This window comes from Actinoallomurus rhizosphaericola (assembly GCF_024055675.1).
Lineage (GTDB): Bacteria > Actinomycetota > Actinomycetes > Streptosporangiales > Streptosporangiaceae > Actinoallomurus > Actinoallomurus soli.
Window position 1 is genome coordinate 182,491 of sequence record NZ_JAMXMW010000014.1, and the last position, 12,536, is coordinate 195,026.

Genomic DNA, 12,536 nt, shown 5'->3' on the forward strand with positions numbered 1-12,536 from the left:
GCTCATCGAGGAAGGAGGGCGGACGGGACGATGACCCTGCCGGTCGAGCGGCCCGTCGCGTCCAGCATGCAGCCCATGCGTTTCGGGGTGCGCAGGTTGATGGCGTTGTCGCGGAGTCGCAGGAAGGGCAGGCGCGCTCCGAGCAGCAGTTCGATGCGCTGGATGTCGCCGACGGAACGGGTCCAGATGGTCATCGCGAGATTGGTCTCGCCGGTGGTGGAGATGCACATCCGCAGTTCGGGCAGGCTCGCCAGGGCGGTGACGGCGCGGTCGTGATCGGCGGCCTCCACCCTGGCCGTCCAGGTGCTGCTCACCGACCAGCCCGACACCTCTGCCGCCAGCTCGCAGCGGAAGGACAGCAACCCCGAACGCAGCACCCGCTGCAGCTGGCGGCGGGTGGTCGCGGGGTTCTGGCCGAGGGCACGGGCGAGGTCGGCGGCGCTCGCCCGACCGTCTTGGGCGAGCGCCTGGATCAGTGGCGTCAGGGCCGCCGGCACTCTCCCGCCCGGTCCCTTGGGAGCCCTCCGGGCGATCCGCTCGAACGCCGCTTCCTGCGCCGGTTCGAGGGCATCGAGGCGCCAGTGGCTGCCGTGGCGGTGGACGCGCGTCGCCACGTGGCTGCGCTGGCGTGCGACGCCGGGCAACGACTCCAGGTGATCGAGCAGGAAGACGGTCAGCTCCGGCAGGTCGTGGGTGATGACCGTGAGGAGGAGGTCCCGGCCGCGAGTCGATTCCTCGACGGTGACGACCCGCGGATCCCGGCACACGGCTCGCAGCACGTCGGGCCGTTTTCCCGGGAGGCAGTCGACCTCGACGAGAGACAGGGTCACATCGCGGTATCCGGCGCCCGGCTGCGCACTCACCCACGCCAGGCCGGCCGATCGCAGCCGAGTCCAGCGGGCGACCAGGGAGGAACGGCCGGCGCGGAGGATGCGTGCCGCGTCCGTCCACGTGACCCGGGGAGCGATCTGCAGGGCGTGCAGCAGTTGCAGATCTCGCTCGTCGAGTTGCACGAATCGCCTCCGAATCGGGCTTTGTCTGCTTGATTCGGTCGATTATCGCTCCCGTGTGCGCCCGTCGCCGATCCTGTTCGGAACGGATGGGAGGTGGCGACGTGGAGATCGTTCGCGAGGCGCGGGCGCTACTCGGCGAGATGACGGGTTTTCGGCACCGGCTCCATGCTCACCCGGAGATCGGCCTGGATCTTCCCAGGACTCAGGCGGCGGTGCTCGAGGCCCTGGACGGCCTGCCTTTGGAGATCACGCCGGGGAAGCGGTCGACGTCCGTGACCGCGGTGCTGCGCGGGCGTGCGCCGACCGCGGCGGAGGAACGAACCACCGTGTTGTTGCGTGCGGACATGGACGCCGTGCCCGTGTCGGAGGAGACCGGCCTGCCCTTCCGCTCGCGCGTCGAAGGCGCGATGCACGCCTGCGGTCACGACCTGCACACCGCGATGCTGGTGGGCGCCGCGCGCCTGCTCGCGACGCGGCGGAACCACCTGAGCGGCGATGTGGTCCTGATGTTCCAGCCGGGCGAGGAGGGCTGGGAAGGGGCCAGAGCCATGATCGAGGAAGGCGTACTCGACGCGTCGGGGCGAAGAGCCGACGCCGCGTACGGGCTGCATGTCTTCTCCACCCTGCCGCAGCGTCTGTTCACCCGCCCGGGCCCGATGCTGGCGGCGTCCTCCGCGCTGCTGGTCACCGTGCACGGTGAGGGCGGTCACGCGTCCGCACCACACCTGGCCCGCGACCCGATCACCGCCACCGCAGAGATGATCTCGGCTCTGCAGACCATGGTGACCCGGCGGTTCGACGCGTTCGACCCCGTCGTCCTGACGGTCGGCACGTTGCACGCCGGCACGCGGCGCAACGTCCTTCCGGCAACGGCGACATTCGAGGCGACGATCCGCACGTTCGGCGACTCGGTCGCCGACAGAGTGGGTGAGGAGGCTCTGCGCCTGCTCCTCGGGATCGCCGACGCCCATGGCGTCCGCGTCGACGCGCGCTTCGTCCGGGAACGCCCGGCCACGGTCAATGACGCGGCCGAGACGGCGTTCGCGGAGCGGACGATCCGCGACGTCTTCGGCGATGACCTGCACGAGCCGCTGCCGCAGCCGTTCACCGGCGCCGAGGACTTCTCCCGGGTGCTCGCCGAGGTTCCGGGCAGTTTCGTGGCGGTCGGCGCCCTGCCGGCCGGCGCGGATCCCCGGCACGCCGCCTACAACCACAGCGGCCGTGCGGTCTTCGACGACGCCGTGCTCCCGCTGGGGGCGGCCCTGTACGCCGCGTTGGCGTTGCGGCGGACGGCCCTACGGCCGTCCGGCCTTCCGGCAGCAGCGCCTGGGGAGGTCCTGTGATGAACGATCGTCGTTCCGCGCGGCCCACACGCCGGGCACTGGTCGGCACGGCCCTCGGACACGCCCTCGAGTGGTACGACTGGGGGATCTACGCGATCTTCGTGCCGTTCTTCTCGACACGGTTCTTCGACCCGCACGACCAGGTATCCGCCGTACTGTCGAGCCTCGCGGTCTTCGCGGTCGGGTTCGCGGCCCGCCCGGTCGGCGGCCTGATCGTCGGACGATTCGCCGACCGTGTCGGGCGTAAGCCGATGATGCTGGCGACCGTCGCGGGTATGGCCGCCGGCAGCCTGGTCATCGGGATCTGCCCGACGTACGCGACACTCGGCGCCGGAGCCTCCGCGATCCTCGTGCTCGCCCGCATCGTCCAGGGACTGGCCACCGGAGGCGAACTGCCGTCGGCCCAGACGTACCTCGCAGAGTACGCGCCGCGGCGGCACCGGGGTCTCTGGTCCAGCGTCATCTACATCGCCAGCGTCGGCGGGAACACCGTCGGCGTCCTGCTCGGTCTTCTGCTGTCGGAGCTGCTGTCCAAGTCGGCCATGGCGTCCTTCGGCTGGCGCATCCCGTTCATCGTCGGCGGGGTCCTCGGCGCCGGGACGCTCTGGATTCGCCGGTCGCTCGCCGAGAGTACGACGTTCACGGCCGAGCGGGAGGAGCGGCCCCGGCTCTGGCAGGAGGTGCTGCGTCACCGCCGGCAGGCGGTCCAGGTCGTCGGCATGAGCGTCGGGCTCACGGTCGTCTACTACGCCTGGGTGATCGCCGCCCCGGCGTACGCCATCAGCACGATGCACGTGAACGCCAACGCGGCCCTGCTCGCCGGAGTCCTGTCCAGCCTCGTGCTCATCGGCGTGCTCCCGGTGTGGGGCGCGCTGTCCGATCGTGTCGGCCGCCGGCCGGTGCTGCTGGTCAGCACGCTCGGCACGGCCGCCTCACTCTTTCCCCTGGAGGCGATGATCGATGACAGCGCCTGGCGGCTGGGCGTGGCCATGGCGGTCGCGATGGTGTTCATCGGCGCCGGCGTGTCGATCCTGCCCGCCGCGTACGCGGAGATGTTCCCGACCCACATCCGCACGGTCGGGCTCGCGGTGCCGTACTCGATCGCCGTGGCCGCCTTCGGCGGAACGGCGCCGTACCTGCAGACGTGGATGGGAGCGGCCGCCGGCCGGGCCGCGTTCACCGGCTATGTGGTGCTCCTGCTGGTGGTGTCCGCGATGACCGTCCTCACATTGCCCGAGACCCGCGGGATGAGTCTCACCGCGACCGGGAGCCACAGCGACGAAACGGAGGGCATTGCGCGTGAAGCTGTTTGACCTGCTCGATGACGGCATCGAGGCGATCGACCTGGCACAGCCGCTGGAGACCGGAATGCCCGTGTCCCCGACGCATCCCGGCTTCCAGTTCGCGCTGCGCCAGCGGCACGGCGACGTCGAGCGCCCGGACGGCATGACCGGATCGCACGAGATGATCGTCCTCGGCGGACACGTCGGAACGCACATGGACGCGCTGTGCCATGTCGCCGTCGACGGCCGCATGTACGGGGGCGTGGCGGTCGCCGATGCCCTCGACGACGGCCGGTACCGCAGCCACGGCATCGACCAGGTGCCGCCGCTCGTCCGCCGCGGAGTACTCGTCGACGTCCCCGCCGTACGCGGGCTGGACCGCCTCCCCCCGGGTGAGCCCGTGAGCGTGGAGGACCTGCGCGCCGTCGAGGTCCTGCCGAAGCGGGGCGATGTCGTGCTGGTACGCACCGGATGGGCGCAGCTGTGGGGTGACCCACCGGCCTACCTCGGGGACGAGCGCGGCGTACCCGGCCTCGATGTCGAGGCCGCGGCCTGGCTCGCCGAGCTGGGCGTCGCCGCGGTCGGCGCGGACACGATCGCGCTCGAGCACATCCCACCCGGCGGCGGGCTCGCCAGCCTGCCGGTGCACCGGCTGCTGCTCGCCGAAAACGGCATCAACCTGATCGAGGTGATGGCGCTCGAAACCCTCGCCGCACGCGGCGCGGGCGAGTTCCTCTTCGTCGGTGCGCCGTTGAACATCCGCGGCGCCACCGGCGCGCCCATCCGCCCACTCGCCCTGGTCGAGGGCTGATCGAGAGCCGGGTGACCGGGGCGTGGTGGGTCAGGGGAGGTCGGGCAGGAAGGGGCTGGGGCGGCCGTGCCAGGAGATCGTGAGCGAGTCACGGGCGCGGGTGGCGGCGACGAACAGCAGTGACCGGGCGCGCTGCAGCTCACGGCGGTGCCTCTGCGGGTCACTCGACCGGTAGTGCGCCACGTACGCCCTCGGCACGAAGCCCTCGGAGCTGCTGACGATGATCATGCGCTGGCACGGCCCGCGCGCTATGCCAGAAACGCGGACTTGGTCGCGCCAATCGGATTCCTGGTGTTAGCTGCCCCCATGGCTCCCATACGCGCCGGGCTCTATCTCGACTTTGACAACGTCTTCCTCGGTTTGCATGGCCTTGACCCCGTGGTCGCCGTTCGATTCGCGGACGACCCAGGGGGGTGGCTCGAACGATTGACGACAGCGGTGACGGGTGACGCCGGAGGACGCTGGCTCGTTCTACGGTGCTATCTCAATCCGGGCGGCTGGGTGCCTAACCCCGATCCGTCAGCAGAGTACCGGCGACTGTACTTCTCACGATTCCGTAGGGCATTCGTCCGTGCAGGATTCGAAGTCATCGACTGTCCCCTCTACAACGCGACCAAGAACGCCGCCGACATTCGCCTGACCCTGGACGCCATGGACGCCCTGTCGGCGGACCCGGCCGTCGAGCAATTCGTGATCGTCTCTGGGGATTCCGATATGACTCCCCTGCTGCACCGGCTGCGTCGTGCCGACCGACGGACGGTCATCGTGACCCCAAGCGATGCGGCCGAGGCGTTCCTCTCTGTAGCCGACCAGGTGGTCGACAGTCAACAACTGTTCGAACTGGTGCAGGGAGAGCTCGTGGACGAGGAGGACTCGACGGCAGACCCGGCGCTACTCGCGGGGGGTGACGACACGGCATACGAGTCCTTCCGCTCAATTGTGACGACAAAGTATGAGGCAGCCAAGGAACCGCTGAACATGGCAAGTCTGGCAATCGAAATTCGCCGTGATCTCGGTGAAATCATCGCCGAGACCGACTGGTTCGGCTTCGGCGGTTTTGGGCGTGCAGTCCGCTCGCTGCACCTGTTCGGCCTGCGCCTCTCATCCCATCACATGTGGGACGAGACCAGACACACCGCTCCGACGTCCCTCAACGGCGAGCCTTCCGTCCTGCCGGAGCCTGTCGAACGACTCGTCGAAGCATGCGCCCTTCCCCGCATCGACCGGGAACAATGGCCCCTCATCTACCAGACGTTGTCCGACTACGCGCGTTCACATAGTTTCAATCTGACGGAGTGCACCCGTTGGTCCCGCGACCGGTTGCGAGACCAGGGTCATCCCGTTCCCCGCAGCGCGGTCCTGTACGTCACACGAGGAACCGCCTCAGGCGGCTGCCCACTGCACGAGTCACCGCCGCCCACGGCCCAGCAGATCGGGGCGGCATTCGTGAGCAATGTACTCAGCCGCGTCTATGGCGGCGAGGAGGCATTCACCGGGGACGAGCTAGCCGTGGTGAGAGACTGGCTGGGCGACAGTCCGAGATCGTGATCTTGTTAGGTGAGTGGGGCGGCCTCCCACGCCATCGGCACCCATGCGGACGTGGGCATGGCCGGCGCGTCCCCGCGTCAACCGCCCGACGGCCTTGCGAACGAGCGGAACGCATGGTCCCGGCCGCACCGTCTGTGACGAAGCAAGCTCGCATATCCGCTGAAGTAGCACCTCGAAGCCCGGATCATGAAGATGGGTGCCATGCGGGTGAAGAGGCGACGCAACCGGGCGGCGCGGGTCGTGGCAGGGAGCGGTGTCGCACCGGCCGACCGTGGAGCGGTGGCGAAGAGACGGCGTCGTACCACTCCAAGGCTGATCTCATGGTGGTGGGTGGTGTGGGGTGTCGTCGCGGTCGCCGCGGCGGTGTGGGTGTCGACCGCGTGGTTGCTCGCCCAGACCGGCGCGCCGGACGCCGCTCTGCGCATCGATGCGATCAAGACAGGGCTGAGCGTGGGGGCGGGCACCGGGGGCGCGATCGCTCTCGTGCTGGCCATACGCCGTCAGTGGCTGGGCGAGCGGGCGCAGACGCACGCCGAGGAGGACGCCCGCGAGCGGCGCATCACAGAGCTGTACGGCAAGGCCGCCGATCAGCTCGGCAGCGACAAGGCCCCGGTCCGCCTGGCCGGCCTGTACGCGCTCGAACGGCTGGCGCAGACCAACCCTGACCACCGACAGACCATCGTCGACGTCATCTGCGCCTATCTGCGCATGCCCTACGTACTGCCCGCTGCCCTTGGAGCCGAGAGCCCGGATCGGGCCGCGGCGCAGGAGGAGCTTCAGGTCCGCCTCGCCGCGCAGAGCATCCTGACCGAGCACCTGCGCCCCCACCACGAGGTCTGGCTGGACCTGGATCCCGACGTACCGGGTCCGACGTTCTGGGACGGCATGGAGGTCGACCTGTCCTCCGCAGTCCTCATCGACTTCGACTTCTCGCACTGCCGGGCACTGTTCCCGGAATTCAGCTCAGCACAGTTCTACGGCGACACGACGTTCTCCTACTGCCGGACGGGTTCGATGAGCCTGAACGGCGCGGTCTTCCACGGCCCGGCGTACTTCCACAACGCCGTCATCCATGGAGGCGCGTTCTTCGACTACGTCTCTTTCCACGACTACGTGAACCTGTCGCAGATCGAGTTCGCCGGAGACCAGGCCCGTTTTCCCGCCGCCGAGTTCCGCGGCAGTGCCGACTTCCTGGCGACGACCTTCGGCGGGGCGGCCCGCTTCGACGGAGCGGTCTTCCACCAGGAGGTCAGCTTCCGGGGGGCGACATTCGGCTCGGGCGTCTGGTTCGGAGACTGGCCGGAAGGGGCACGGTACGTCGTCAGCGCGTCCTGCGGTGAGGCCGTCTTCCATGGCCCGCTCGACCTGAGCGAGGTATCCGTGAAGGACCCGTCGGGACCGAACGTGTGGCCCACGGGCTGGCGGATCTCGACCGACGGCGAAACGGCCACGCTGGAGCGGGTCTCCGCGCCCCCCGCCTCCGGCTCCCGCCGAGCGGCGCGAACCCGCCGACGAGTACGGATCGATCTCCGCTCCAGGATTCGGTCTCTGCTCCCCTGACCGAGATCCCCGGTGTTCCTGTCGAAGAGGCCGGCTAGTCGCGTTTCAGAATGCCGGTCAGTCCGGCGACGACGGCGGTGGTGAGGAGCCATCCGGCCGCGGTGAACGCCCATGACCAGTACACGGCGGCGCCGTGTGCCTGCCAGGCCTTCTGCTGACCGAGGTCCACGATCGGCAACAGCGTGTCGAGGGTGTAGCCGAAGGCGTTGAAGCCCGAGGCGTGCGTGTCGACGCGCGTCAGGTCGTGAGGGTGGGCATCGGCGAAGACCCCGGTGCCGAGGGCGAGCAGGCCGGCCAGCCAGATGGCGGCCAGCCAGGTGCGGTAGCCGTAGCCGACGGTCAGGTACAGCAGCCAGTTCGCCAGCCTGCCCGCCGGGTTGAGCACCGCGCGGCGCCGCCGCTGCTTGGCGACCGCGACCGTGCGCGCCGCCTGTTCGTCTCCGGCGCGCCGGTAGGCGGCGGCGAGTTGGTCGTAGATCTGGGGGACGTAACCGCCGGGGTGCCGTGTCAGCCAGCGGAGCCGATCCCGTACGTCGATCTCGTGGTTCGCGAGTGCGTTGTAGGCGAATCCGTGCAAGCGCACGGTGGTGGGCCATGATCCCGGCTCGTCGTAGAGGATGTCGATCTGGGCGTTGGTGAGGTTGACGATGCCGTCGGGTCGCCGGCGCGGCAGCAGCAACAGCGCTATGGCCCTGACGCCTTCCAGGTCCAGCGCCTGCCCATCCGGGTTGGACAGGCTGGATTCGGCCAGGTGGAGCAGGCCGCCGATGCGGGCGCCGGACAGTTGGATCTCGCCTTCCGCGCTGAACCCGCGCCGGCAGTACAGGTCGTTTCCCACGGTCAGCCGGAAGGCGTACAAGGCCCGGCCGCCCGGGTTGGAGAGGGTGGCGCCTTCGAGGGAGAACACCTCGCCGATGCGGGCGCTGAGCATGCGGACCTCTCCCTGGGCGGTGAATCCGTTCGCGCAGGACATGCCCCCCTCAACGGTGAGGGAGTCGGCGAACAACGCGGTCGCGCCGGGGTTGGTCAGACGGGCACCGGCCAGGACCAGATCCCCGCCGATGCGGGCGCCGGGAAGGCGTACCTGGCCCTCGGCCGTGAGCCCTTCGCTCAGCACGCCGTCGTCGACGCTGAGCCGATCGGCGGTCAGCGCGGGGGCACCGGAGTTGGTCAGGCGCGCCCGGCTCAGGTCGAGTCGGCCGCCGATGCGGGCACCGGGGAGACGTACCTCTCCATCGGCGGTGAGCTCTTCGCAGAACATGTCGTGACCGACGGTGAGCCTGGCGGCGGTCAGCGCTTCGGCGCCGGAAGCGCTGAGATGCGCCCCCGTCAGGTAGACGGTGCCGCCGATCGTGGCACCGCGCAGGTTGACCGTCCCGTCGGCGCTGAGCCCGCCCGCGCAGTCCAGATCGTGGCCGATGGTGAGTCCGTCGGCGGTCAGCGCACAACCGCCGGGGTTGGACAACCGGGCGCCGGCGAAAGAGAGGCGGCCGCCGATGCGGGCGCCGTTCAGGGTGACCGCGCCTTCGGCGATGATGCCGTCGAGATCGAGATCACCGGTGGTGCGCAGCTGGTCCGCGGTGAGTCCGGGCAGGTGGCAGCCGGGCAGGCGAATCGCCGGTGCGCTGACCTCGCGCAGGCTGACCGGCTGCTCGAAATGGCAGTCGGTCAGCGCCAGTGGGCAGGGCGACTCCACCGCCGAGAGATCGAGGCTGCCGGTGATGCGGGCACCGCGCAGCTTCACCGCCCGTAGCCCGCCGCCTGGGGGCATCCGTTGTCCGGTGAGCAGGTCGATCAGCACATCGGCGGGCACGGACCGCTCGGCCCCCCAGATTCTCCCGCGAGCGGGATCGTCGTGCCGGGCATCACCGGTTCGCAGGTCGAGGAGTGTTCCGGTGGCGGCGGCCTGCTGCAGTCGTCTCCGAAAGTGGACGGCCATGGCGACATCATCACTGATCCGCACTGCTGTCCGCTCCCCTGGTGTGGGCGGCCCTGAGTGCCGCGGCCGCCCTGCTCTCTCGGACGCTTCGCCGGCGTGGCGGCGTGAGCCTGCCCGGCCGCTCCCCGCGGCGCGGCTCAGACGGTGACGACGAGCTTCTTCGCGGAGACGCCGCCCCGGAGCTGCCGCAGCGCGTCGGGGATGCGGGCGAGTCCGTCGCCGACGACGGTCGCGTCCGGTGCGGCCCGGTAGGCGCCGGTGGCGAGCGCGGCCGGGAGGAAGTCGGCGTAGATCGCCGGTCCGACCTCATTGTCCTTCAGGGTGCCGCCCCAGATTCCGCTCACGCGCACCCCGGGGCGCCGCGCCCGTGGGCCCCGGAGGCGCGTGACCAACGCGGGCTCCGCCGACGCGATCCGCTTGCCACCCGTGGTGCGGGAGGCGATCGCGACCGCCGGTACGAGTGACCCGGATCCGATCGCGAGCGTGCCGGCGAGCGGGGTGTCGCCGATCAGCTCCACGATCTCGTCGACGGCGGTGCGGCTGCGACGGTCGACCGCGCCGGCCGCGCCGAGCGATCGGAGGTAGTCGAGGTTGTGCGGTGACGCGGCCGCCACGACCCGGTAGCCGGCGTTGCGGGCGAGCTGGATCGCGTTGCTCCCGACGCTCGTCGAACCGCCCCACACGAGCACCGTCTCGTGCCGGTCGACGGGGTCGGCGCCGGGCAGTGCCAGGCCGAGGTGGTCCCGCTGGAACAGGCCGGTCGCCGCCGTCGAGAGCGCCAGCGGCAGCACGGCCGCCTGCTCGAAGGACAGCGGGTCCGGAATGGAGGACACCATGTGCTGCAGGAGCACGACGTAGTGCTGGAAGGCGCCTTCCGCCGCGCGGTTCTGCGACTTCTCGACGCCGAACGCGTGCCCAAGGACGCGATCGCCCGGTTGCAGCCGGGTCACGCCCGCGCCGACCTCGACGACCTCGACGACCTCGCCGGCGACGTCCGAGCCGATGACGGCGGGAAAGGTCAGCCACGGCAGGGCCAGGCGGTACAGGAAGCCCGGTATGCCGTCGACGGGGTTCACGGCGATCGCCCGCACGCGAACGACGACCTCGTTCGCTCATCGATCGCAACGCGCTCCTCGACGCGCTGGCGAAACGGGGTTTCATCCGGCTCGCCGGCGAGATCCGCGAGGCGGCCTCGCGCGCGTCCTGACGCGATCCGGCTTCTCGTCGCGAGGACCCCGGCCGAGCGGTAGCCGGAGCTCGGCGCGCTGTCGGAGCCCGGCGCTAAGGTCCCGAGCCGATGGCGGCCCCCGCCATGCGTCACCGGTACCGGTTCCGTCCCCGAAGGAGCGCTCATGCCGTTGCCCGCCCCCGACTTCGAACGGCTCTTCGCCCCCGGCACGCGTCACACGCTGCCCGGCGGCGACGTCGCCACCGTCCGGCTGCGGCGGGAGGCATCGCTGTGGCTGCCGTCCGGCCGGGTCGTCGCCGGCGAGCCGTTCATGTTCGATGCGATGGACGGCGGGTTCGTCCAGCAGGTGCCGCCGGGCCGCTACCCGCTGGAGCTGGTGCTCGCCGTGTTCGGTGAGCCGGACGGCCCGGACGCGTACGACGTGATCGCGGCGGCGCGGCTGGTGATCCGGGACGAGCCCGTCGTCTCCTGGGAGATGGCGGTGCACGAGGGTCAGGACGTCTCGACCCTCGGCGACGACGAGTTCTTCGGCTACCCCGTCGATGGGGGCACCGGCGGATTCGTCGACGCCGCGAGCATCGCGGCACTGTGCCTGGACGGCGACGACTACCTCGACCGGGTGATGGCGTGCCTCTACGACCGGGACACCGACCACACCGCGCCCGGCACGCTGACCGATGACGAGGGCAGGCCGCTCGCGGTGGTGTTTCCCTCCGGAGGCGGAGACGGGCACTACCCGACCTGGGTCGGGCGTACCGCCGACGGGGAGGTCGCCTGTTTCATCACCGACTTCTTCATCCTGACCGACGACGAGGACGATGAGGCCGGCGAGGACGACAAGACGCCCCCTGGCGACGGGGCGGGTCACGCGCTGAGGGACTTCGCGCAGGGCCACGAGATGCGGGCCGGCCAGACGCTGCGCCGCCAGTCGCTCACCTCCCCGTCCGGACGCTACACGTTCGTCCACCAGGACGACGGCAACATCGTGCTCTACGACAACGTGCGGCCGCACCCGTGGTGGGCGTCGGGCACCGACGGCGCGTACGGGTCGTACTGCGTGCTGCGCGCGAGCGACGGGCTGGCCCTGTTCGGCTCCGACGGCCGGCGGATCTGGTGCACCGGCGCCAGCGGGCCCGCCGCCCGGCTGGTGGTGCGCGACGACGGCGACATCGTCGTCGAGGACGCCGCCGGCGCGGAGGTCTGGTCGTCCGGCACCGCCGAGGTCACGGCGCCGGAGGGGCCGGTGGCGATCGGCGACCGGATGCTGCCCGGGCAGACCCTGGGCCGCCAGTCGCTCACCTCGCCGTCCGGGCGCCACACGTTCGTCCACCAGGACGACGGCAACATCGTGCTCTACGACAACGAGGGCCGGGGCGCCGTGTGGGCCTCCGGCACCGATGGGCGCGAGACCGCCCGCTGCGTGCTGCAGGCGGACGGCGACTTCGTCCTCTACGACAGGCGGGGCCGTGTGGTGTGGTCCACCGGCACGGCGGGTCATCCGGGGAGCGTGCTCGCCGTGAGCGACGACGGCGTCGAGCTGCGTGCCCCGGACGGCACCGTGCCCTGGAGTGTGCGGACCGCCCCGGGGACGCCGGCCACGTCGCTGCGCCGGGCGGACCCGGCCGTCGCCCTGTCGCCGGTGAAGACGTCCCCGGCGCGGCCCCTGTCTCAGGGACGGCCCCTGTCTCCGATGCGGCAGTCCCTGGCCTCCGCCGCCGTCCCCGCCCGCCCGGCCGTCAAGGCATCTCCGAAGAGCGCGGCGGTCCCGGCCGACGAGTCCGGGCACCTTGACCCGTCGGATGACGTTCGTCCGGGCAAGGGGTGAAGGCTGATCTTTGTGGTACCTTCGG

General features: G+C 70.6%; 9 protein-coding genes and 1 pseudogene. 6 read left to right on the forward strand and 4 right to left on the reverse strand.

The features are described 5' to 3' along the window. Positions 1-2: 2 nt before the first annotated feature. Positions 3-1,013 (reverse strand): Lrp/AsnC family transcriptional regulator, encoded by a 1,011-nt coding sequence (locus tag NE234_RS28640; protein ID WP_252783782.1) that lies wholly within the window; start codon positions 1,011-1,013, stop codon positions 3-5. Positions 1,014-1,114: 101 nt separating this feature from the next. Between NE234_RS28640 and NE234_RS28645 the strand changes: the two genes are divergently transcribed. From NE234_RS28645 to NE234_RS28655, 3 genes are read left to right on the forward strand one after another with little or no spacing between them, the layout of a single operon-like run. Continuing rightward, on the forward strand, positions 1,115-2,356 hold the full coding sequence (locus NE234_RS28645; protein WP_252783783.1) for a M20 metallopeptidase family protein: 1,242 nt from the start codon (positions 1,115-1,117) through the stop codon (positions 2,354-2,356). Further along, the gene (locus tag NE234_RS28650; protein ID WP_252783784.1) at positions 2,356-3,669 is read left to right on the forward strand and encodes an MFS transporter; all 1,314 of its coding nucleotides are present in this window, start codon (positions 2,356-2,358) and stop codon (positions 3,667-3,669) included. The genes NE234_RS28645 and NE234_RS28650 overlap by 1 nt, the downstream gene beginning before the upstream one ends. Continuing rightward, the gene (locus NE234_RS28655; protein ID WP_252783785.1) at positions 3,656-4,450 is read left to right on the forward strand and encodes a cyclase family protein; all 795 of its coding nucleotides are present in this window, start codon (positions 3,656-3,658) and stop codon (positions 4,448-4,450) included. Before NE234_RS28650 ends, NE234_RS28655 begins: the two co-directional genes overlap by 14 nt. 30 nt (positions 4,451-4,480) lie before the next feature. On the opposite strand, the gene NE234_RS28660 is transcribed toward NE234_RS28655, so the two are convergent. Beyond that, positions 4,481-4,678 carry a hypothetical protein gene (locus NE234_RS28660; protein WP_252783854.1) on the reverse strand — a complete coding sequence of 66 codons (198 nt, stop codon included), beginning with the start codon at positions 4,676-4,678 and terminating at the stop codon, positions 4,481-4,483. Positions 4,679-4,756: 78 nt separating this feature from the next. On the opposite strand from NE234_RS28660, the gene NE234_RS28665 reads away from it, so the two are divergent. Together NE234_RS28665 and NE234_RS45495 are read left to right on the forward strand one after the other, a co-directional pair. Continuing rightward, complete coding sequence (locus tag NE234_RS28665; protein ID WP_252783786.1) at positions 4,757-5,998, forward strand: NYN domain-containing protein; 1,242 nt, start codon at positions 4,757-4,759, stop codon at positions 5,996-5,998. 279 nt (positions 5,999-6,277) lie between these two features. Next, complete coding sequence (locus tag NE234_RS45495) at positions 6,278-7,558, forward strand: pentapeptide repeat-containing protein (RefSeq protein ID WP_252783787.1); 1,281 nt, start codon at positions 6,278-6,280, stop codon at positions 7,556-7,558. Positions 7,559-7,592: 34 nt separating this feature from the next. On the opposite strand, the gene NE234_RS28675 is transcribed toward NE234_RS45495, so the two are convergent. Together NE234_RS28675 and NE234_RS28680 are read right to left on the reverse strand one after the other, a co-directional pair. After that, positions 7,593-9,497, reverse strand: coding sequence for a translocation/assembly module TamB domain-containing protein (locus NE234_RS28675; protein ID WP_252783788.1), 1,905 nt, complete (start codon positions 9,495-9,497; stop codon positions 7,593-7,595). A 137-nt stretch (positions 9,498-9,634) separates the two neighbouring features. Then, a pseudogene (locus NE234_RS28680) lies at positions 9,635-10,594 on the reverse strand (zinc-binding alcohol dehydrogenase family protein); the annotation flags it as partial. A 255-nt stretch (positions 10,595-10,849) separates the two neighbouring features. Between NE234_RS28680 and NE234_RS28685 the strand changes: the two are divergent. Continuing rightward, positions 10,850-12,511 carry a DUF4241 domain-containing protein gene (locus NE234_RS28685; protein WP_252783790.1) on the forward strand — a complete coding sequence of 554 codons (1,662 nt, stop codon included), beginning with the start codon at positions 10,850-10,852 and terminating at the stop codon, positions 12,509-12,511. Positions 12,512-12,536 lie beyond the last annotated feature (25 nt).